Below are 19976 nucleotides of genomic sequence, written 5' to 3'. Positions count from 1 at the left end.
CATTCCTGCGTGGGCCTTGCGATCTCATTTCATCGGGGCGGGACGTGGTGTAGTCAAGCATCATGAGACCGTTCGACGATGCCACACGACGGAATATCGCGGCCGCCTGCGCGGCCTTCACGCGGTTGCCGGAGGATGAAGCGCCGGCGGCGTTGAAGCGCGCCGCGGTGGTGGTTGCGCTGACCGCGGCCAGCGAGAGCGACGACACGGCGTTGCTGCTCACGCTGCGTGCATCGCATCTGCGCGCTCATCGCGGCCAATGGGCCTTGCCCGGCGGACGCTGCGATGCCGGCGAGACGCCGGTCGAAGCGGCGCTGCGCGAACTCGACGAGGAGCTTGGCCTCCGTCTCACCAGTGCAGGGGTGCTCGGCACGCTCGACGATTATCCGACCCGCTCCGGCTATCTGATCACGCCCGTCGTGGTCTGGGCCGCCGACAGCGCTGCGATCGAACCAAATCCGGACGAGGTGGCTTCGGTTCACCGCATCGCTCTCGCGACGATCGAGCGCGACGACGCCTTCGATTTCGTCGCGATCCCCGAGAGCACGCGCCGTGTGATCCGCTTCCATCATCAGACGAGCCTGATCCACGCACCGACGGCGGCGCTGATCTACCAGTTCCGCGAAGTACTGGCGGGACGGCACACCCGTGTCATCGAGCTGGAACAGCCGGTATTCGCCTGGAAGTGATGCAAGAGACGAAAAAAGAGGTAAACGGCGCGTTAACGTGACGGTTACCGGCTAGCTGCTAAGAGGGGGCATGCATCGATCGATTCGAAATGCCGTGAGGCTGGTTCCATTCGCGTTCGTCCTGCTTGCGCCCGCCGCGCGCGGTGGCGAATCCGACGCGCTGCCGCCGGCCGTCAGCAATGCCAGAGCCCAGTTCTTTGCGCAGGGTGGAGCGTCGCCGGCGGTGCTCGAGTATCGCCGCAAGCTGCAGGAATATCAGGCGGCACGCGGCGCCTTCGATGAGGAGGCCGGCGCCTATTGGAGCCAGATCTCCGAGAAGCGTCGTGGCCGCAACGCCAAGCGGCGCAGCGGACAGCAGGTCACGCTAGAGGACTACGTGCTGGAGCATCCGCCGCTCTATAACGGGCCGAAGCGACCGGTGAATCCGGAGCCGGAGGAAACCCCGGACCGTCCCACCAGAAAGCCGATACCCGTGGTCGCCGATCTCTTGCGCGCGGCGCAGGAGCTCTACCAGTTCACGCCGCAACGGCCGTCCAGTGAAGTCGAGTTCAAGCGCGTCTATGCACGCTACGCGCTGGCCTCGGGGCTGACGCGCGAGCAGGCGGTGCGGGTCTATGCGTTCGAAACCGGCGGCACCGGCAATTACGACGTGCAGGCGGGCATCGAGCATGGCGGCAAGCGCGCGATCTCGACCGCGATGGGATACAACCAGTTGCTGACCACAAACAGCGTCGAGCTGCTGGCCGAGCAGGGCCATGAACTCATCCGCGCGCTCTCCGACAAGGTAGCGCGGACCTCGGGACCGGCGCGCCAGTCGCTCGAGCACAAGCTCACGGTTCTGAAGAAAATGGTGGCGCATGCCAAGTCGGTGCCCGACTCCTGGTCGGAGCACGAGAAGATCGGCAACACCGCGCAAGGCTGGGCCATGCATGCCATGGTGCTCGACATCGATATCGGGCCGATGCTGCAGACCCACAAGCTGCTCACCTCGGTGCTGTTCGCGCGCACCAAGGGGTACAGCCGTCCGCTCACTGCCGCCGAGCTCGAGATGATGAACCTCACCGGCGACGGCACCGGCCTCGACATGGTGACGATGCCGCAGGCGATGCGCGAGCAGGTGCCGACCTCGAACTTCTTCCAGCGCGGCGGCTACGAGCGCAACCCGGTCGCGATCCGCCACAACACGGTGGCGAAGCTGCTGGCGGTGACGGATACGCGGATGGACAGCAACAGCAACAATGCCGGCGCGCGGGATCTGGCGGGGGCGTTTTAGCTGGCGTCAGAACAGGTCGATGTCATGCCCCGGCTCGACCGGGGCATCCAGTACGCCACGGCTTCTCCGTATCCCCATCACGGCCTCTGGAATACTGGATCACCCGCTTTCGTAGGCGATGACACTGAGTGTAACGCGCCGCCCCTACTGATCCGCCCCGAACTTGAACTTGCCGTCGCCTTCCAGATAAGGGCCGCTGCGCATATAGAGCTGGCCGTTGTGGCCGATGAAGAACAGCGTGCCCTTCGGCACCTTCTTGGCACCCTTCAGAAGTTCGCCGGCATTGCTGGTGCCCATCTTGTAGGAGAAGGTCTTGCCTTCCTTGTCATAAGCATAGCCCGTGTCGGGCTTCAGCTCCCACGGCGTGGCCGCGGTCTGCGCCGATGTGGGAGCCGCGAACGTACCGAGCACTGCTACGAGTGCAGCCGAAACAAGTGCAAATGTCTTCTTTGAAAATATCATCATCCATCCTCCCCGCCATTGGGGTTGCCCGTCTTGAACAAATCACGAACGGCATTTACAGGTCAACCTGCGTAAGTGCCGCAGCGCATCACGTCTTGCCCAGCAGTTTGTGATTTTCCCATCGTCCCCGCGCGACTATGTTCCGCTTTCCGTCTAGAACGCAATTCGACAAAATATTGGGTAGGGATGATTCGGATGCACCATGTCATTAAAGCCTGCTGGGCCGCCGCGCTGCTGGTGACGGCGCTGGCGCCGGCCGCCCGGGCCGATGACTACCAGCTCAGCCACAACCAGCGGATTTCGTGCAGCCGCGGCCTGGCCCCGGGCAAGCTCAACACCGCGACCTGCAAGTCCTACACCTACCTCTTCAATACCAAGACTTCGGAATATTTCCGCTGTCAGGTCTCGCTGGCGCTGACCCGTGACAACAAGGAAGTCATCAACGTCCAGACCGACGGCGGCTGCACCAAGAAGCCGCGCGTCTTCGAGACCGACGGCCATTACGATTTCGACGCGACCGAGACCGAGCCGCCGAACACCAATTCGTTCTTCGGCCCCGGCGGCTACTCGGTCTGGGCCGCCGACGTCAGCGCGCAGAAGGTCCGCGGCTGCATCATCATCTCCTCCGGCCTCGGCTCCGACATCTCCAAATGCCTGGACATGACCTTCCAATGAGGGTTTGCCAGTAAGGGCTTGCCAGTGAAGGCTTGCGAGTGACGGTGCGCTCCCTCCTCGCTTGCGAGGGAGGTTCGGGAGAGGGGGTATCCGCAATGGGATAACCCCCAGAGGAGAAAGCCCTCACCCGGCGCTTCGCGCCGACCTCTCCCGCACGCGGGAGAGGTTGCACCGAGCCTGCTGCGTGAGTGATTGATCCCACTTAAGCGTGCCTGGCTGCGCCACCTCGCCGCATCTGCTCGGTTCCCCAAAAATCAAGCCAGGACAGCCATTTACCGCAGTCCCGTTTTGACTTTTGGATGGGTTGACCCGCTCCCCTCATCCGGCCAACTTCCCGGCCGGTTTGGGGAGTGGAAAGATCATGAAACGAACGATTTTCGGCGTGGCCGCGGCTCTTGCTCTGGCGGCGTCGGCACCTTGCGCGCAGGCGCAATCCTTCATCAACGTGCTGACCGGGGGTACCTCCGGCGTCTACTACCCGCTCGGGGTTGCGATCGGGAAGATCTACGGCGACAAGATTCCGAACGTGAAGACGCAGGTGCAGGCCACCAAGGCGTCGGTCGAGAACCTGATCCTGCTCCAGCAGGGCCGCGGCGAGCTGGCGTTCACGCTCGGCGACTCGCTGAAAGCCGCCTGGGACGGCGAGGAGGAGGCGGGCTTCAAGACCAAGCTCGACAAGCTCAGGACCATCGGCGCGATCTATCCGAACTACATCCAGATCGTCGCGACTGCCGAGAGCGGCATCAAGACGCTGGCGGACCTCAAGGGCAAGAGCCTGTCGGTCGGCGCGCCGAAATCGGGCACGGAGCTCAATTCGCGCGCGATCCTGGCGGCGGCCGGCATGAGCTACAAGGATCTCGGCAAGGTCGAGTATCTGCCGTTTGCCGAATCCGTCGATCTCATGAAGAACCGCCAGCTCGGCGCGACGCTGCAATCGGCCGGCCTCGGCGTGGCCTCGCTGAAGGATCTCTCGACCTCGAGCCCGATCACGGTGGTGTCGGTGCCGAAGGAAACCGTCGACAAGATCGGCCTGCCCTTCATCGCGGCGACCATTCCCGCCAACACCTACACCGGGCAGGACAAGGACGTGCCGACCGCGGCCGTGGTCAACTATCTCGTCACCAGCTCGGCGGTGTCGGACGATCTCGCCTATCAGATGACAAAACTGGTCTACGAGTCGTTGCCCGAACTCGCCAATGCGCATGCGGCCGGCAAGGAGATCAAGCTCGAGACGGCGGCCAGCGGCAGCCCGGTTCCGCTGCATCCCGGCGCGATCCGCTATTACAAGGAAAAAGGGCTGATCAAGTAAGGTCGGCCCTCATTATCGGACGTCATGGCCGGGGCAAAAGCGCGAAGCGCGTCTTCGCGCAGATGTCCCGGCCGTCCACGTCCTAAGGCCAGGCGAGAAAGATCGTGGATGCCCGGGACAAGCCCGGGCATAACGTATTCAGGATGCAGCGCGAATGCTGTAGGAACGCCCGATCGGGGGCGGGGACATATCGATGTTGCAGGCAGAGGGCACCGCGGCGCCCATCAAGGTCGAGTTCGACAATTTCGAGCACGGTTTCCCGGAAGGCTTTGGCCCTGGCTGGTGGGGCACACTCGCCTATTGGATCGGCATCGCGTTCGCCACGTTCCAGCTCTATGTCGCCGCCTTCAATTACCTCCCGAGCCAGGTGGTGCGCGGCGTCCATGTCGGTTTCCTCGTTCTTCTCACCTTCGGCCTGATCGCAAACTTCACCGCGAAGAGCGCCGCCGGACGCGCGCTCGGCTGGGTGATCGGCGGCGCGGGTTTCTTCTGCGGTCTCTACCAGTGGATTTTTTACGCGGACTTGATTGCGCGCGACGGCGATCCGACCCGCCTCGATCTCGCCGTCGGCACGTTGCTTGCGGTGCTGATTTTCGAGGGCACGCGACGCCTGATGGGGCCGGCGCTACCGCTGATGTGCGGCGCCTGTCTCGTCTATTGGTTCTTCGGGCAATATCTGCCGTCGCCACTCAACCATCGCGGCTATGATTTCGACCAGATCGTCACGCATCTGTCGTTCGGCACCGAAGGTTTTTACGGCGTGCCGATCTACGTCTCGGCGACCTACATCTTCCTGTTCATCCTGTTCGGCTCGTTCCTGGAGCGCGCCGGCATGATCCAGCTCTTCACCGACGTCTCGCTCGGCCTGTTCGGCCGTACCCGCGGGGGACCTGCCAAGGTCGCGGTGTTCGCCTCGGGCATGATGGGCACGATCTCCGGCTCCGGCGTCGCCAACGTCGTCACCGTCGGCCAGTTCACGATTCCGCTGATGATCAGGTTCGGCTATCGCCGCGCGTTCGCGGCCGGCGTCGAGGCGACAGCCTCGATGGGCGGGCAGATCATGCCGCCGGTAATGGGCGCGGTCGCCTTCATCATGGCGGAGACGCTCGGCGTCCAATATTCGGAGATCGTGAAAGCGGCGGCGATTCCCGCGATGCTCTATTTCGCCTCCGCCTTCTGGATGGTGCATCTGGAAGCCGGCAAGCACGGCCTCACCGGCATGAAGAAGTCGGAGACCCCGAGCGCCTGGAAGGCGCTGGTGAAGGGTTGGTACCTTGTGCTGCCGCTCGCAGCCCTCGTCTACATGCTGTTCGAAGGCTTTACGCCGCTCTATGCCGGTAGCATGGGCCTCGCGCTCACAGTGGGGCTGATCCTTGGCACCGCCATCACGACGGGCGCATCTTCGATGGCGGTCCGCAGCATCTTCTGGATCGGGCTCGCGCTCGTTGTTGCCGCGCTGTCGCGTGACGGCCTTCAGATCGTGCCGGTCGCAGGCGTCGTCGTCGCGTTGATCGTGATCACTGCGTTCGTGCGCGGCGGATTTTCCGCCCTGCGCGCCTGCCGCGATGCACTGGCTGAAAGCGCGAAATCCGCCATCACCGTCGGCATGGCCTGCGCCATCGTCGGCGTCATCATCGGCATGATGTCACAGACCGGCGTCGGCACCATCTTCGGCGGCTGGGTGATCGGCCTCGGCGAGAAGAGCCTGTTCCTGGCGTTGATCATGACCATGCTGCTGTCGATCCTGCTCGGCACCGGCATCCCGACCATCCCGACCTACATCATTACGGCAGCGCTCGCGGCGCCCGCGCTGGCGAAACTCGGCGTTCCCCTGATCGCGAGCCACATGTTCGCGTTCTATTACGGCATCATGGCCGACCTCTCGCCGCCGGTGGCGCTTGCGGCGTTAGCCGCGGCACCGATCGCGAAGGAGAATCCGGACAAGATCGGCTGGGAGGCGATGCGCATCGCGCTCGCCGGCTATGTGATCCCGTTCGTCTTCGTCTACTCGCCGGCGCTGATGCTGCAGGCCGGCGATCCCATGGCCGCCAGGTTCGGCTTCTACGGCGCGGTGGCGCTGGCGACCTTCAAGGCGCTGGTGGCGATCGCGCTGTTCGGCATGGTCGCGATCGGCTTCCTGTTCACGCGCCTGACGTTCCTCGAACGGTTGGTCGCGCTCGGTGCAGCGCTCTGCCTGCTCGGCGACTTCCCGTTCAGCGACACCGCGGGCTTCCTGCTCTCCGCGGCGATCGTACTGTGGCAGTGGCGGCAGCGTCCGCCGGCGCCGGTCGAGGCGATGTGAGCCTCTGCTTCGCCACAGCCTCAGGCGTGAAGGCGCTGGCGCTGTCCGCCTTCACGCTGGTGTGGACACATTCGATCGCGAAGGTCGATTGGCAGGAAGATTGGCGCGTCACCCCCGCGGGGCTCGAACTGGTGCAGGCGCGGGTGAAGGGCACCGGACCCGGCATGGAGCCGCCGCCCGAGGCGCGGCTCGTCGACGGCTGGTTTCAGTGGAGGCCTGCGGGCGCGCCGATGCCGGAGGTGGTGCTGGGCAATTCCGGCGCGGCTGGCGAATGGCGGCTTTGCCATGACGGTAAGTGCCAGACGTTGTCGGAGATTGTCGGGCATCCGATCGGTGCTAACGTTACGAAGATGAGCATGTGCGAAGAACAAGAGAAATAAGGGAGACCCGCGATGGACCGGCTCAAGGGCAAGGTTGCGATGGTGGTGGGCGCCGGCTCGATCGGGCCGGGCTGGGGCAACGGCAAGGCCACCGCGGTCACCTTTGCGCGCCAGGGCGCGCAGGTGTTCTGCGTCGATCGGAACGGCGCGGCCGCTGAAGAGACCGCGAAGATCATCACGGACGAAGGCGGCAAGGCGACCGCGTTTACCGCCGACGTCTCGCGGTCTTCCGAGATTGAGGCGATGGTTGCGGCGTGCTTCAAGGCCTATGGCCGCATCGACGTGCTCGACAACAATGTCGGCATCGCCGAGATGGGCAGCGTCGTCGAGGTGACCGAGGAGAGCTGGGACCGCGTCTTCACCGTGAACCTCAAGAGCGCCTATCTCGCCATGAAGCACGTCATCCCCGTGATGGTGAAGCAGGGCGGCGGCTCGATCATCAACATCTCCTCGATCGCATCGATCCGCCATGTCGGGATTTCTTATGTCAGCTACAACGTCAGCAAAGCGGCGATGAACCAGTTGACGCGCTCCACCGCGATCGAGTTTGCGAAGAACCATGTGCGCGTGAATGCAATCCTGCCGGGCCTGATGAAGACGCCGATGGTGGAACATTCCGCAGGTCTTGCGAACAGCTACGCCAAGGGCGACATCGAGGCGATGTGGCGCGCCCGCGATGCGCAGGTGCCGATGGGCCACATGGGCGAGGCCTGGGACGTCGCCAACGCCGCGCTGTTCCTGGCGTCGGACGAAGCGAAATATGTGACGGGGATCGAGCTGGTGGTGGACGGCGGGATCACGTGCAAGGCGGGGGCGTAGCTCCCTTCCTCGTCGCCTTGGCTTGCACCAGGACGACAGCCCGGGCCCTTACTGCGCCAGCGCCAGAATCCCGCCGGCAAACGAATGCCACGCCGCAGTCTCGCTGATCGGCCAGTTCAGCACCTTCACCGCCAGCATCGCGAGCGTACCGTAGATGTACACCGGATGCACCCGGCCTTCGGTGCGCCAGTCGCGTACCATGGCGACGACGAGCAGCAGCGAAGCGACCACGGCCGGCGCGATGGTAACTGGCACCGGCGGCGGCCCGGGCGGTCCCGGAGGTGCAAGGAAGGTGAGAAACCAGCGCGCGATCGCCGCATCGAGGATGGAGACCGCGGCTAGCAGCATCAGGCGTTTGTGAATCTCGGGCTTTCGCGTGTTCATGATCGCAAGCATGAACACCACTGCGAAGAACGCGATCCCGCTCATCGGCACGATCGAGAAGGCGATGCCGGCCCCTTTCTGTCCGAGCGCGGCGGAATGCTGCATCACATGCACCGATGCGAGGAAGCCGAAGATCGTCATCGCGGTCGCGAGCGAAACGCCGGCGATGCCGATCGCGCGGTGATTGAGCACGCGGCCTGAGGCCGCGAGCCAGGCCTGGATCACGAAATAGAGAGACCAGGTGAAGAACAAGAGACCGTGAAAATGAATCACGGGGCTTGCGGACAATGTCCGTTGCGCGAGCGGCACAAAATAGGTCGGTGCGAAGCCGAGAAAAGCGGTGGCCGCGCAGGCCAGTGCCATGTGGAGATAAAAATATCGTGCGGGCGACGCATCTCGCGCGCGCACACGACGGTCGTCGATTAGGGTCGTCATCTGGAATGAGTCTGAAGAGGCGCGGTTTGGTTCAAGCCCCTGGCCACCTGTGCAGGCGGGGCGGATGTCAGGGGCGATAGGATTTAACCCCCCGCGCTCAATTCTGCGCGATCGAGCTCTTCCTCGATCCGATGAAATGCATCGTCGCCGATTACTTCGGTGGCGCGGAGGTCGAAGATCGACTTTCGCGCGGCCGCGATACCCCGGCGGCGCAGGGGATCGGCGGGCAATTCGCCGTTGGCGACACCGCCGTTCGGATCGTCGTCCGTCTGCATCAGGATGGCGCGATATTCGAGCCGCAGGATTTCAGCCTCCTCCGACGGATCGTCCTCGATCGCGTCGAGCGCCGCGCGATAGGCGACTGCACGGGCGCGCGCGACCTCGATGCCGACGGGATCGTCGTCCTTGAGGTCGAACGCCAGGATCAGCGGCCGCAGCGTCAGGCCCTGCACGACCAGCGTGCCGAGCACGACCGCAAACGCCGAAAAGACGATGAAGTCGCGATAGGGAAAGTTTTCCGGCAGGGCAAAGGCGGTCGCGAGCGTGACGAGACCGCGCATGCCGCACCAGGAGACGATGAGGCCGCCCTTGGGCGAGGCGACCTGTTTCGGATCCTTCGGGTGATAGACCCCGTGCGCGATCAGTGCGCGCAGCGTCGTGCGGTAGAATGTGATCCAAGCGACCCGCACCAGCACCACCGTGAGCAGGATCCAGGCCGCGGCCACGCAATACTCCCAGCGCACGTCCGCATTGAGCCGCGTCCAGATCGGCCGCATCTGCATGCCGATCAGCATGAAGGCGAGCACGTTGAGCACGAACACCATGGTCTCCCACACCGCATAGGACGGCACCCGCAGCCGCGCCGGCATGCGTGCCCCCGCCGTGCGCGCGATGGTGATGCCGTAGACCACGATGGTGAGGATGCCGGAGAGGCCGAGATGCTCGGCGGCAATCCAGACCATGAAGGTGGTGGCGAACTGCACGATGATCGCGCTCGGCGCTTCCTTTACCCGTTTCATGAACAGCGGGATGATGCGGCCTGCGACCAATCCCGCGATGACGCTGCCGACCAGCGCCAGCGCCATGGTCGGCGCGACCTGGCTCCATGCCAGATGCTCCGTGGCGACGGCGCCGACCGCGATGCGATAGATCAAGAGCGCGGTCGCGTCGTTGAGCAGGCTCTCGCCTTCCAGAACCTTGACCATCCGATAGGGCAACTTCACCTGGCTCAGGATTGCGACCGCGGCGGCTGCATCCGGCGGGGCCACGATGGCGCCGAGCGCAACCGCGGCGGCCCAGGGCATGTCCGGCATCAGCCGGTGCGCGACGTAGGCCACGCCGGCCGTGGTCAGGCCGACGGCGGCGACGACCAGGGTGGAGACCGGAACCCAATTGTTGCGCAGATCGCGCAGCGAGGTGTCGAAGGCGGCATCGAGCAGGACCGGTGCGACAAAAAGAGCCAATGCCAGGTCGGGCTCCAGCGTCCAGGACGGGCTCGACGGCACAAAGGCGATCAGCGCGCCACCGATCGCGAGAAAGGTCGGGTAGGGGACCTTGATCCGCCGCGCCAGCGCCGATAATGCAACGGCGCCGAGCAGAAGCACGATGATCCATTCGAAAGTCGACACGTTGATCCCCAAACCGATTGAGCGGCGCCACAAGCTAGCACCAATCCGGCCGTATGATGGATAGTGCGGCCCCGAGGCAAGACCTTAACCCGGACCTTAACTCAGGCCTTTCCGACTGTGACGAGCATGCGTTTTCTCATTCAATGGTTCGGCGCCGGGTTGCTCTTTGCGCTCTCGTTCGCCGCGGCTCATGCAGCGACCGGCGGCGAACCGGCCGCGGTCCCGCAGGTCGACGTCGCGTCGTGCCTTGCTGCTGCAGCGGCCGACGACATCGACAAGGCCGCCACGGCCTGCGCCGCCGTGATCGACAACGAGAAGACGGTGAAAGGCGATTTGATCAAGGCGCTGATCGCGCGCGGCGGGCTTTATGCACGGCACGACCAGGTCGACCGCGCGATCGCCGACGACAGCCGCGCTCTTCTGCTTGATTCCGGCCTCGCCGATATCTTCAACGCGCGCGGCGAGCTCTGGCTGAGGAAGGGCGACAAGCCCAAGGCGGTGCAGGATTTCGGCGCAGCGCTGAAGATCGATCCGAACCACGAGAAGGCCAAGGTCAATCACAAGGCGATGGCGCGCGAGATCGAGCGGATCGGCGCGCAGATGGCGGTCGCAGGCAAGCCCAGCTTCAGTTGCAAGGGTGCGCGCCGCCCCGTCGAGAAGGCGATCTGCGCCAACCGCGAGCTCGCCGATCTCGACCGCGAGGTTTTTGCCTCCAATGCCCGTGTGCTCCGCGAGGCCCGCAATGCGGGCGAAGCGAAGGCGCTTCAGCGCGAGCAGGACGATTTCATTGCCCGCCGCAATGCCGGATATGGCCGGCCCGGCTACGATCTGAAGAAGGCGATGCAGGAGCGGCTGCTGCGGCTGAACGGGGTGGATGGCTATTGAGGCTCCTCGTCTGCCGCCTCAAGAGCGGGGCGAGGGAGGGAGGGGTCGGTGCGCCCCTGACACGCCCGATTTGAAGCGATTCTTTGGCCGCCGCGACAATGGTGAAAGCCTGATGTCTCGGAGCCCTATGCCATGTGCGGCACGCATCTTTCCGCGCAAATGTTCTCGTTTGCAAAAATCTCGCTTCGCTCCTTCCTGCTCAGCGCGGCAATGAGCGTCGTCCTCGTCGCTCCTGCCTTGTCCGGCGTCGATTGCGTGATGGGGAGCAAGGCCGCTCCGGCCGAGCTGATCCCGGCATGCAGCGCCATCATCGACCAGGCCTCAAATCCATCCTCCGATCGCGCCGCGGCACTGCTGGTGCGCGCCGACGCCAGTGCGCGGACCTCAGGCGGCCTCACGCAGGCGCTGCGGGACATCGACCGCGCCATCGCGCTCGACGGCAAAAATGCAAAAGCCTGGCGCCTGCGCGGCGATCTCCTGCGCGAGGCCGGCGGCGATCTCAACCGCGCCGCGGCGGATCTCAGCCGGGCTATCGAGCTCGATCCGCAAGATTCCGAGTCTTACGAGCTGCGCGGCGTCGTCTACACCAACCAGCGCCGGCTCGACCGCGCGCTTTCCGACTACGACCAGGCGATCAAGCTGAAGCCTGACAATGCGCAGGCCTGGTCCGACCGCGGCGTGACCTACTATCTCGGCGGCGACAACGACAAGGCGATTCGCGATCTCAGCGAGGCGCTGCGGCTCGATCCGAACCGGCCGCGCAGCTACACCAATCGTGGCGCCGCCTACAAGAAGCTCGGTCAGCTCGACAAGTCGGTTGCCGACGACGGCGAGGCGATCAGGCTCGATCCGAAGGTGCCCGAATATTACGACAATCGCGGCCTGTCGCTGGCCGCGATGGGCGAGTACGACAAGGCAATTGCCTATTACGATCAGGCGCTGCGGCTGGCACCGCGGCCGAATTTCTTCACCAATCGCGGCGATTCCTACCATCTCAAGGGCGAGCTTGGTGCTGCGCTCAGCGATTACGAGGCCGCGCTGAAACTCGACCCGACTTTCGCGCAGACCTACAACAACCGCGCCGTGCTCTACAAGAAGATGGGCGAGCGCAAGAAGGCGCTGGCCGATTACGAGACCGCGCTGCGGCTCGATCCCGGCAACGACAATGCCGCCAGCGGCCGCCGCACCATGATCGCGGAGATCGCGAAATTCGGCGCCGAGCCGCTGCGGCCGCTCGCGGCGAATTCCGGCAATGGCCCGTCGTTCGATTGTGCCACGGCGAAGCGCGAGGTCGAGAAGATGATCTGCGCCGATCCACAGTTGGGCGTGCTCGACCGCCAGATTGCCGAGACCTACGAACGCGTATTGAAGTCGGCCGGCTCCCGCTCGGCCGGCGATCTCCGCCGCAGCCAGCGCGATTTCCTCGCCACCCGCAATACGAGCTTCCGCCGGCCGGGCTATGACCTGAGAAAGGTCATGCAGGAGCGGTTACAGCGGCTGAATGCGATGGATAGCTGAGCACCGTTCTTTCAGCTTGAACCGCGGCCCGTTCCCGGGAAAATACCCCCCAAACAAGCCCGGTACTTGATCCCTGTCATGGCGGGACGTTTGTCCCGCCAAAGGTCAAGGCCAGGCGAATAAAGGGAACGGGAGCGCAAGCATGAATGTCCAGGGGAAAAGCAGCTATCACGACGTCTATGCGCGCTCGCTGGCCGACCCTGAGGGCTTTTGGGCTGAGGCGGCGAAGGAGATCGACTGGATCGAGCCGCCGAAGGCGATCTTCGATGCTTCGCAGGGCGTCTACGGCCGCTGGTTCAGCGGCGGCTTGGTTAACACCTGCTACAATGCGCTCGACCGCCATGTCGCGGGCGGCCGCGCCGGACAGGTCGCGCTGATCCATGATTCGCCGCTGACCAACACGGTCACCAGGTTCACCTATGCTGAACTGCTGGCCGAGGTGCAGGCGCTCGCTGCCATCATGCAGGATTTTGGTGTCGCCAAGGGCGATCGCGTCATCCTCTATATGCCGATGGTACCGGAGGCCGTCGTTGCGATGCTCGCCTGCGCGCGCATCGGCGCGGTGCACTCCGTGGTGTTCGGCGGCTTTGCCGCGAAGGAGCTCGCCAGCCGCATCGACGATGCGCAGCCAAAGTTGATTCTGTCGGCGAGCTGCGGCATCGAGCCCGGGCGCATCGTGCAGTACAAGCCGCTGCTCGACGAGGCGATCAGGCTTGCAGGTGTGAAGCCGAAGGCCTGCATCGTGCTGCAACGTTCGCAGTTCATCTGCGACCTCACGCCAGGACGCGACTACGACTGGGCGGGCCTGCGCCGCAAGGCGATGAACGACGGCAAGAAGGCGCCGTGCGTGCCTGTCGCTGCCACCGATCCGCTCTACATCCTCTATACGTCAGGCACGACCGGCATTCCCAAGGGCGTCGTGCGCGACAATGGCGGCCATCTCGTCGCGGTGAAATGGTCGATGTTCAACCTCTATGGCGTTAAGCCGGGCGAGATCTGGTGGTGCGGCTCCGACATCGGCTGGGTGGTCGGCCACAGCTACATCGTCTACGGTCCGCTTCTGCACGGCGCGACCTCGATCATGTACGAGGGCAAGCCGGTCGGCACGCCCGATGCGGGGGCATTCTGGCGCGTGATCAGCGAGCACAAGGCGGTCGCCTTTTTCACCGCGCCGACCGCGTTCCGCGCGATCCGGAAAGATGATCCGGAAGGAAAATTCATCCGGCAATACGACCTCTCGACATTCCGCACGCTGTTCCTTGCCGGCGAGCGCGCCGATCCGCCGACGGTGGAATGGGCGGAGCAGCAGTTGAAAGTGCCCGTGATCGACCATTGGTGGCAGACCGAGACCGGCTGGTGCATCGCCGGCAATCCGGTGGGGCTCGGCATGCTGCCGGTGAAGCATGGTTCGCCGACGGTGCCGATGCCGGGCTATCAGGTCGACGTGGTCGACGAGGCCGCAAAGCCGATCGGTCCCAACACCATGGGCTCGATCGTCATCAAGCTGCCGATGCCGCCGGCCTGCCTGCCGACGCTGTGGAACCAAGACGAACGTTTCAAGGAAGCCTATCTCACCGAATTCCCCGGCTACTACAAAACATCGGATGCCGGCTACAAGGACCAGGACGGCTATGTCTTCGTCATGGGCCGCACCGACGACATCATCAACGTCGCCGGCCATCGGCTCTCGACCGGCGGCATGGAGGAGATTTTGGCTTCGCATGCCGATGTCGCCGAATGCGCCGTGCTCGGCGTCAAGGACGCGATCAAGGGCGAGGTACCCTGCGGCTTCCTGGTGCTCAAGGCTGGCGTGAAGCGGGCTGCCGCCGAGATCGAGAAAGAGATCGTCGCGCTGGTGCGCGACAAGCTCGGTCCCGTCGCCGCGTTCAAGCTCGCCATCATTGTCGGCCGCTTGCCCAAGACGCGCTCGGGCAAGATCTTGCGCGGCACCATCAAGAAGATCGCTGATGGCGAGACCTGGACGATGCCAGCGACGATCGAGGACCCCAAGGTGCTCGACGAGATCGGGGAGGCGCTGAAGGGGAGAGTGTGAGTTTTCCGTCGTCATTAGGGGTTCGGTCCTGCGGACCGCTCCGGAATGACGGTGCAAACGACTTACAATCTCCTCATTCCGCGCTAAACAAGGCCGGGCCAATAAGGATCTCGGATGCCACTCGCCGCCACGCCGCGCCTGCTTGCAGCTGTCCTGCTCGCCATCGCCCTTTCCGCTTGCTCCGCGCGCTACCAGACGCCGGTGGCAATGGGCGGCGACGATGACGACGCGGTCTGCCAGAGCCGTGGCAATGCGCTGGGCTCGCCCGAATACGTGGCCTGCCGCAAGGACCGCGACGTCCAGCGCAGCGCCGCGACCACCCGGGCCGACCGTCGCCAGCGCGACCTCGGCGAATACATGCTGAACCATCCGGACCGGCCGTAGAGGCTGCTTCCACCTGTTCCGTCCTTGCGTCACACTAAAAAAACGCGGCGGGTTTTCCCGCCGCGTTTGCATTCGATGACGACTGAAGACGACGGATTACTCCTCATCTTCCTCCTGCTTCTTGCCGCCAAGCGTCTTGAGCTTGGCGAACACGGCGTCGACGTTGAGGTCGTCGCTGGATTTCTCCGCCGGCGCGAACTCGTCCTTCTTGGTGGTCTCGGAGGCCGGCAGCAGGGTTGCGCCGCCATAGGCTGCGTCGATCGGCTTTTCCTTGGCGGCGCGCGCGACCTCGAAATCGAGTTCGATCTGCGAGCAGAGACCGAGGGTCACGGGGTCGATGGGGGTCAGCGACGAGGTATTCCAGTGGGTGCGGTCTCGGACGCTGGCGATCGTGCTCTTGGTGGTGCCAACCAAGCGCATGATCTGGGCGTCCTTGAGTTCGGCATGGTTGCGCAGCAGCCAGAGAATGGCGCTCGGGCGCTCGTGGCGGCGCGAGACCGGGGTGTATCGCGGACCCTTGCGCTTGGGCTGCGGTGGCAGCACCACCTTGCTCTCCTGGAGGCGGAGCCGGTAGTCCGGGCTTCTCTCGCCCTTCTCGATCTCCTCGCGGGTCAGCTGGCCGTTGGAGAGGGGATCCATGCCCTTGATGCCCTGCGCCGCGTCGCCGTCGGCGATCGCGCGCACCTCAAGGGGGTGCATTTTGGTGAAATCGGCGACCTGGTCGAAGGTCAGCGCGGTGTTGTCGAGCAGCCAAACGGCGGTCGCCTTGGGCATCAGCGGTGCGTTGCTCATGGCAAATCTCCTTTGTGCTTCGCCCACCCCTTTTGGAGGCGAAACCGGTGGTCATCAGCGATGACTGGGAATTCGGGCTATATAAGCCCGGAGGGGGTAGTCACGCAATGGTTCTGCTATAGATAGTGCCTTGACAGCGCCCGAAAGGGGGCCCAATTCCCTCTGAAGTCGCTGTAAGCTCGTTCCCAAGCCCTATTCATCCATCGACCGCTTCCCGCCCATTTGGCGGGGTGATTCGGTCCCGAGATCGCTCAATGTCAGCCAAACCAGACCTTAAGATCGTGCTTTGTTCTCCCCGTGGCTTCTGTGCCGGGGTGGTCCGGGCGATCGACACCGTGGAACGGGCGCTCGATAAATACGGCGCCCCCGTCTATGTTCGCCACGAGATTGTGCACAATAAATACGTCGTCGACGGGTTGAAGAAGAAGGGCGCGATCTTCGTCGAGGAGCTTGCCGAGATCCCGGAGAACACCACCGCGCCGGTGGTGTTCTCGGCCCATGGCGTGCCGAAATCCGTTCCGGCCGACGCCACGTCCCGCAATCTGTTTTCGCTGGATGCGACCTGCCCGCTGGTGACCAAGGTGCACCGCGAGGCCGCGATCCATTTCAAGCGCGGCCGCGAAATCTTCCTGATCGGCCATTCCCATCACCCTGAGGTGGTCGGTACGCTCGGCCAGCTCCCCGTCGGCGCCGTCACCTTGATCGAGACCGCCGAGGACGCCAAGACCATTGCGCCGAAGGATCCGAACAACCTCGCCTTCGTGACTCAGACCACGCTGTCGATCGACGACACCGCGGAGATCGTCGCACTCCTGAAGGAGCGCTTCCCGAACATCAACGGGCCGCACAAGGAAGACATCTGCTACGCCACCACCAACCGCCAGCTCGCGGTGAAGAAGGTGGCACCGGTGGTCGATGCCCTGATCGTGGTCGGTGCGCCGAACTCGTCGAACTCGCAGCGCCTGCGCGAAGTCGCGGAACGCGAGGGCTGCCCGATCGCGGTGCTGGCGCAGCGCGCCGCCGACCTCGACTGGAAGCGCTTCGAGAACATCACCAGCCTCGGCATCACCGCGGGCGCCTCGGCACCGGAAGTGATCGTCGAGGAGATCATGGACGCGTTCGCCGAGCGCTTCACGCTGCATGTGGAGACGGTCTCGGCCGCGGAAGAGAACGAGTTCTTCCCGCTGCCGCGTCAGGTGCGCCCCGAAGCCGCCGCCGAGTAGACCTTCATGGCGGTCTACACCGACGTTGCCGCCGACGAGCTTGCGGACTTCCTGAACCAATACGATCTCGGCGAATTGCTCTCCTACAAGGGCATCGCCGAGGGCGTCGAAAATTCAAACTTCCTGCTGCATACGACCCAGGGCTCCTTCATCCTCACGCTCTATGAGAAGCGCGTGGCGAAGAACGATTTGCCGTTCTTTCTCGCGCTGATGACGCATCTCGCCGAGCACGGCATCAACTGCCCGCTGCCGGTGAAGGGCAGAGACGGCGAGGCGCTGCGCGAGCTGTCGGGCCGGCCGGCCGCGATCATCACCTTTCTCGAAGGCGTCTGGCCGCGCAAGCCGAGCGCGACCCATTGCGCGGGCGTCGGCGGGGCGCTGGCGAAGATGCATCTTGCCGGCGCCAATTTCGCGATCAAGCGTCCGAATGCGCTCTCGGTCTCGGGCTGGCGGCCGCTGTTCGATGCGGCGTCACACCGGGCCGACGAGGTGCAGCCCGGCTTGCGCGCGTTCCTCGCCGCCGAGCTCGACTACCTCGAGAGCGGGGTCTGGCCGAAGCCTTTGCCCGAAGGCGTGATCCACGCCGACCTCTTCAACGACAACGTCTTCTTCATCGGCGACCAGCTCTCGGGGATCATCGACTTTACCTTCGCCTGCAACGATATGCTGGCCTATGACGTCGCGATCTGCCTCAACGCCTGGTGTTTCGAGCCGGATCATTCCTTCAACGTCACCAAGGCGCGCGCCTTCCTCAATGCCTATGGCCGCGTGCGAAAGCTCTCCGAGGCGGAAGAGGCAGCACTGCCGCTGCTCGCGCGCGGCGCCGCGATCCGCTTCCTGCTGACGCGGCTGGTCGACTGGCTCAACGTTCCGCCTGGCGCACTGGTTCGGCCGAAGGATCCGCTGGAATATGTCCGCAAGTTGCGCTTCCATCAGAGTGTTTCCACCGTGCGCGACTATGGGCTGATGCCGTCAGGACTGGTCGCGTGAGCGAGATTCCAGTTGTCACGATCTATACCGACGGCGCCTGCTCGGGAAATCCCGGGCCCGGCGGCTGGGGCGCGATCCTGAAGTTCGGCGACAAGGAAAAGGAGCTGAACGGCGGCGAGCGTCACACCACCAACAACCAGATGGAGTTGATGGCGGCGATCTCCGCGTTGGAAGCACTGAAGAAACCGTGCACCGTCGATCTCTACACCGACAGCCAATATGTCCGCCAGGGCATCACCGGCTGGATCCATGGCTGGAAGCGCAATGGTTGGCGCACCGCCGACAAGAAGCCGGTGAAGAATGTCGAGCTATGGCAGCGCCTCGATGCCGCGCTGAAGGCGCATGACGTGCGCTGGCATTGGGTCAAGGGCCACGCCGGGCATCCCGAGAACGAACGCGCCGATCAGCTCGCGCGCGACGGGATCGTGAAGGCGCGATTGCAGCAGCGGGTGGCGGAGTAGCGCGAGGCGTCGTCGCCTCATTCTCAACTGTCATCGCCCGGCCTTGACCGGGCGATCCAGTATTCCAGAGACGCTTATCATTCAGCCGAGAGGTCTCGGCGTACTGGATCGCCCGCTTTCGCGGGCGATGACAGTTGTGGTTAAGGCTAAAAGCGCTGGCCGCCTTACAGCTGCCCGAGCAGCGTATCGCCGCCGGACACCTCGACCTTGCCGGGCATCGCCTCGAGGTTCAGCTTCTTGACCACGCCGTCCTCGACCAGCATCGAATAGCGCTTGGAGCGGATGCCGAGACCGTTGCCGGAGGCGTCGAGCTCCATGCCGATCGCCTTGGCGAAGTCGGCATTGCCGTCGGCGAGGAAGATGGCCTCGTCGCGCTGGTCGGTGTCGCGCTTCCAGGCGTTCATGACGAAGGCGTCGTTGACGGAGACGATGGCGATGGTCTCGACGCCCTTGTCCTTCATGGCGTAGGCGTTGAGGAAGATGCTCGGCAGATGCATCTTGTGGCAGGTGCCGGTATAGGCGCCGGGCACCGCGAACAGCGCCACTTTCTTGCCCTTGAAGATATCGTCGGTGGTCTTCACCTGCGGACCTTCCGCCGTCATCACGCGGAATTTCGCCTCGGGCAGCTTGTCGCCAGTCTGGATTGTCATCGTGAAGTCTCCCTGAAAATCGGTCCCGCTTTTTAGACCGTGCGGCGGCGCTGCACAATGTTGCAGGTTGGGAGGCGGCGAGGGGCGCGGTCCTTCACCGTTATGTCATCAGCCGGCAAAACCGCCGCCGTCGAGGAAGGCCTGCTCGTCCTCGGTGGTCTCGCGTCCCAGGAGCCGGTTGCGGTGGGGGAAGCGGCCGAACCGCTGGATGATGTCGGCGTGCTCCCGCGCGTATTTCAGGTTCTCGGCGTCGTCGGTGTTCTGAAACAGCGCGACGCAATGCAACTGGTCGGATAGGTGCTCGGAATGCATGAAGGGCAAATAGAGGAATTCGAGCAGGATGGGATCGATCCTGCGATCTGTGCCCCTCTCGATTGCGCGGCGGGCGACGTTGCGCACCAGCGCGTCGCTGGCAAAGGCTTCCGGCGTGCCGCGGAACATGTTGCGGGGAAACTGGTCGAGCGCAATGACGAGCGCCAGCGCGCCCTCGTCGCTGTCTTCCCAGGAGGCCAGCTCGCCGGCGATCGCCCTCTTCCATAGCAGAAGAAAGCGACGCCTGACCTCCGCGTCGAAAGCGTCGCTGTGCTTGTACCAGCGCTCGCGACCGGCCTCCCGCCAGAACGCGAGAATGCCGGCCGGCGTGATGTCGCCTGCGTCAGGCATG

20 protein-coding genes are annotated in these 19976 nt (G+C 64.2%); 14 read left to right on the top strand and 6 right to left on the bottom strand.

Going from position 1 to position 19976, the window contains the following annotated elements:
* The first annotated feature begins 59 nt into the window (after positions 1 to 59).
* Together ABIB06_RS24955 and ABIB06_RS24950 are read left to right on the top strand one after the other, a co-directional pair.
* On the top strand, positions 60 to 689 hold the full coding sequence (locus tag ABIB06_RS24955; protein WP_502916574.1) for an NUDIX hydrolase: 630 nt from the start codon (positions 60 to 62) through the stop codon (positions 687 to 689).
* A gap of 70 nt (positions 690 to 759) precedes the next feature.
* Positions 760 to 1962 (top strand): hypothetical protein, encoded by a 1203-nt coding sequence (locus tag ABIB06_RS24950; RefSeq protein WP_354050395.1) that lies wholly within the window; start codon positions 760 to 762, stop codon positions 1960 to 1962.
* 144 nt (positions 1963 to 2106) lie between these two features.
* On the opposite strand, the gene ABIB06_RS24945 is transcribed toward ABIB06_RS24950, so the two are convergent.
* Positions 2107 to 2424 carry a hypothetical protein gene (locus ABIB06_RS24945; protein ID WP_247445462.1) on the bottom strand — a complete coding sequence of 106 codons (318 nt, stop codon included), beginning with the start codon at positions 2422 to 2424 and terminating at the stop codon, positions 2107 to 2109.
* A gap of 195 nt (positions 2425 to 2619) precedes the next feature.
* Here ABIB06_RS24945 and ABIB06_RS24940 point away from each other — a divergent pair, with 195 nt between their 5' ends.
* From ABIB06_RS24940 to ABIB06_RS24920, 5 genes are all read left to right on the top strand, one after another.
* Positions 2620 to 3099, top strand: a complete 480-nt coding sequence (locus ABIB06_RS24940; protein WP_354050393.1) for a hypothetical protein — start codon at positions 2620 to 2622, stop codon at positions 3097 to 3099.
* 361 nt (positions 3100 to 3460) lie between these two features.
* The gene (locus tag ABIB06_RS24935) at positions 3461 to 4408 is read left to right on the top strand and encodes a TAXI family TRAP transporter solute-binding subunit (protein ID WP_247351256.1); all 948 of its coding nucleotides are present in this window, start codon (positions 3461 to 3463) and stop codon (positions 4406 to 4408) included.
* A 193-nt stretch (positions 4409 to 4601) separates the two neighbouring features.
* On the top strand, positions 4602 to 6710 hold the full coding sequence (locus tag ABIB06_RS24930; protein ID WP_354050391.1) for a TRAP transporter permease: 2109 nt from the start codon (positions 4602 to 4604) through the stop codon (positions 6708 to 6710).
* Positions 6671 to 7090, top strand: coding sequence for a DUF1850 domain-containing protein (locus ABIB06_RS24925; protein ID WP_354050472.1), 420 nt, complete (start codon positions 6671 to 6673; stop codon positions 7088 to 7090). The genes ABIB06_RS24930 and ABIB06_RS24925 overlap by 40 nt, the downstream gene beginning before the upstream one ends.
* A 12-nt stretch (positions 7091 to 7102) precedes the next feature.
* Positions 7103 to 7909: an SDR family NAD(P)-dependent oxidoreductase gene (locus ABIB06_RS24920; protein ID WP_354050389.1), complete on the top strand. Its 807-nt coding sequence runs from the start codon at positions 7103 to 7105 to the stop codon at positions 7907 to 7909.
* A 48-nt stretch (positions 7910 to 7957) separates the two neighbouring features.
* Here ABIB06_RS24920 and ABIB06_RS24915 read toward each other — a convergent pair whose 3' ends face one another.
* Both ABIB06_RS24915 and ABIB06_RS24910 read right to left on the bottom strand, forming a co-directional pair.
* Positions 7958 to 8728 (bottom strand): hypothetical protein, encoded by a 771-nt coding sequence (locus ABIB06_RS24915; RefSeq protein ID WP_247445233.1) that lies wholly within the window; start codon positions 8726 to 8728, stop codon positions 7958 to 7960.
* Between the two features lie 83 nt (positions 8729 to 8811).
* Positions 8812 to 10356, bottom strand: a complete 1545-nt coding sequence (locus ABIB06_RS24910; RefSeq protein ID WP_354050388.1) for a cation:proton antiporter — start codon at positions 10354 to 10356, stop codon at positions 8812 to 8814.
* Positions 10357 to 10482: 126 nt separating this feature from the next.
* On the opposite strand from ABIB06_RS24910, the gene ABIB06_RS24905 reads away from it, so the two are divergent.
* From ABIB06_RS24905 to ABIB06_RS24890, 4 genes are all read left to right on the top strand, one after another.
* On the top strand, positions 10483 to 11241 hold the full coding sequence (locus ABIB06_RS24905) for a tetratricopeptide repeat protein (RefSeq protein WP_354050386.1): 759 nt from the start codon (positions 10483 to 10485) through the stop codon (positions 11239 to 11241).
* A gap of 132 nt (positions 11242 to 11373) precedes the next feature.
* Positions 11374 to 12759: a tetratricopeptide repeat protein gene (locus ABIB06_RS24900; RefSeq protein WP_354050385.1), complete on the top strand. Its 1386-nt coding sequence runs from the start codon at positions 11374 to 11376 to the stop codon at positions 12757 to 12759.
* A 142-nt stretch (positions 12760 to 12901) separates the two neighbouring features.
* Complete coding sequence (locus ABIB06_RS24895; protein WP_354050384.1) at positions 12902 to 14812, top strand: propionyl-CoA synthetase; 1911 nt, start codon at positions 12902 to 12904, stop codon at positions 14810 to 14812.
* 114 nt (positions 14813 to 14926) lie between these two features.
* On the top strand, positions 14927 to 15196 hold the full coding sequence (locus ABIB06_RS24890; protein ID WP_247351234.1) for a hypothetical protein: 270 nt from the start codon (positions 14927 to 14929) through the stop codon (positions 15194 to 15196).
* A gap of 96 nt (positions 15197 to 15292) precedes the next feature.
* Here the strand turns inward: ABIB06_RS24890 and ABIB06_RS24885 are convergent, their stop codons facing one another.
* Entirely contained in the window at positions 15293 to 15988 is a 696-nt protein-coding gene (locus ABIB06_RS24885; protein WP_354050382.1) for a DUF1013 domain-containing protein, read from the bottom strand.
* A 254-nt stretch (positions 15989 to 16242) separates the two neighbouring features.
* Here ABIB06_RS24885 and ispH point away from each other — a divergent pair, with 254 nt between their 5' ends.
* From ispH to rnhA, 3 genes are read left to right on the top strand one after another with little or no spacing between them, the layout of a single operon-like run.
* A complete protein-coding gene (ispH, locus tag ABIB06_RS24880; RefSeq protein ID WP_247351230.1) occupies positions 16243 to 17211 on the top strand; it encodes a 4-hydroxy-3-methylbut-2-enyl diphosphate reductase in 969 nt (322 codons plus the stop codon).
* Positions 17212 to 17217: 6 nt separating this feature from the next.
* Positions 17218 to 18201, top strand: coding sequence for a homoserine kinase (locus ABIB06_RS24875; protein ID WP_354050379.1), 984 nt, complete (start codon positions 17218 to 17220; stop codon positions 18199 to 18201).
* Entirely contained in the window at positions 18198 to 18662 is a 465-nt protein-coding gene (gene rnhA, locus ABIB06_RS24870) for a ribonuclease HI (protein WP_247351227.1), read from the top strand. The genes ABIB06_RS24875 and rnhA overlap by 4 nt, the downstream gene beginning before the upstream one ends.
* A 164-nt stretch (positions 18663 to 18826) precedes the next feature.
* Here the strand turns inward: rnhA and ABIB06_RS24865 are convergent, their stop codons facing one another.
* Both ABIB06_RS24865 and ABIB06_RS24860 read right to left on the bottom strand, forming a co-directional pair.
* On the bottom strand, positions 18827 to 19312 hold the full coding sequence (locus tag ABIB06_RS24865; RefSeq protein ID WP_247351225.1) for a peroxiredoxin: 486 nt from the start codon (positions 19310 to 19312) through the stop codon (positions 18827 to 18829).
* Positions 19313 to 19420: 108 nt separating this feature from the next.
* Positions 19421 to 19975 carry a DUF924 family protein gene (locus tag ABIB06_RS24860; protein WP_354050377.1) on the bottom strand — a complete coding sequence of 185 codons (555 nt, stop codon included), beginning with the start codon at positions 19973 to 19975 and terminating at the stop codon, positions 19421 to 19423.
* Between the last annotated feature and the right edge of the window lies 1 nt (position 19976).

The sequence above is a fragment of the Bradyrhizobium sp. LB8.2 genome (assembly GCF_040548035.1).
Taxonomy (GTDB): domain Bacteria; phylum Pseudomonadota; class Alphaproteobacteria; order Rhizobiales; family Xanthobacteraceae; genus Bradyrhizobium.
Note: the sequence above shows the minus strand (reverse complement) of the source record. Positions and strands in the feature narration are given on the sequence as shown.

What these genes read in the sequence shown, in the direction of transcription:
- ABIB06_RS24950 (WP_354050395.1), top strand. Translation starts at nt 760, where the DNA reads ATGCATCGATCGATTCGAAATGCCGTGAGGCTGGTTCCATTCGCGTTC.
- ABIB06_RS24945 (WP_247445462.1), bottom strand. Translation starts at nt 2,424, where the DNA reads ATGATATTTTCAAAGAAGACATTTGCACTTGTTTCGGCTGCACTCGTA.
- ABIB06_RS24940 (WP_354050393.1), top strand. Translation starts at nt 2,620, where the DNA reads ATGCACCATGTCATTAAAGCCTGCTGGGCCGCCGCGCTGCTGGTGACG.
- ABIB06_RS24935 (WP_247351256.1), top strand. Translation starts at nt 3,461, where the DNA reads ATGAAACGAACGATTTTCGGCGTGGCCGCGGCTCTTGCTCTGGCGGCG.
- ABIB06_RS24930 (WP_354050391.1), top strand. Translation starts at nt 4,602, where the DNA reads ATGTTGCAGGCAGAGGGCACCGCGGCGCCCATCAAGGTCGAGTTCGAC.
- ABIB06_RS24920 (WP_354050389.1), top strand. Translation starts at nt 7,103, where the DNA reads ATGGACCGGCTCAAGGGCAAGGTTGCGATGGTGGTGGGCGCCGGCTCG.
- ABIB06_RS24915 (WP_247445233.1), bottom strand. Translation starts at nt 8,728, where the DNA reads ATGACGACCCTAATCGACGACCGTCGTGTGCGCGCGCGAGATGCGTCG.
- ABIB06_RS24905 (WP_354050386.1), top strand. Translation starts at nt 10,483, where the DNA reads ATGCGTTTTCTCATTCAATGGTTCGGCGCCGGGTTGCTCTTTGCGCTC.
- ABIB06_RS24900 (WP_354050385.1), top strand. Translation starts at nt 11,374, where the DNA reads ATGTGCGGCACGCATCTTTCCGCGCAAATGTTCTCGTTTGCAAAAATC.
- ABIB06_RS24895 (WP_354050384.1), top strand. Translation starts at nt 12,902, where the DNA reads ATGAATGTCCAGGGGAAAAGCAGCTATCACGACGTCTATGCGCGCTCG.
- ABIB06_RS24890 (WP_247351234.1), top strand. Translation starts at nt 14,927, where the DNA reads ATGCCACTCGCCGCCACGCCGCGCCTGCTTGCAGCTGTCCTGCTCGCC.
- ABIB06_RS24885 (WP_354050382.1), bottom strand. Translation starts at nt 15,988, where the DNA reads ATGAGCAACGCACCGCTGATGCCCAAGGCGACCGCCGTTTGGCTGCTC.
- ispH (WP_247351230.1), top strand. Translation starts at nt 16,243, where the DNA reads ATGTCAGCCAAACCAGACCTTAAGATCGTGCTTTGTTCTCCCCGTGGC.
- ABIB06_RS24875 (WP_354050379.1), top strand. Translation starts at nt 17,218, where the DNA reads ATGGCGGTCTACACCGACGTTGCCGCCGACGAGCTTGCGGACTTCCTG.
- ABIB06_RS24865 (WP_247351225.1), bottom strand. Translation starts at nt 19,312, where the DNA reads ATGACAATCCAGACTGGCGACAAGCTGCCCGAGGCGAAATTCCGCGTG.
- ABIB06_RS24860 (WP_354050377.1), bottom strand. Translation starts at nt 19,975, where the DNA reads ATGCCTGACGCAGGCGACATCACGCCGGCCGGCATTCTCGCGTTCTGG.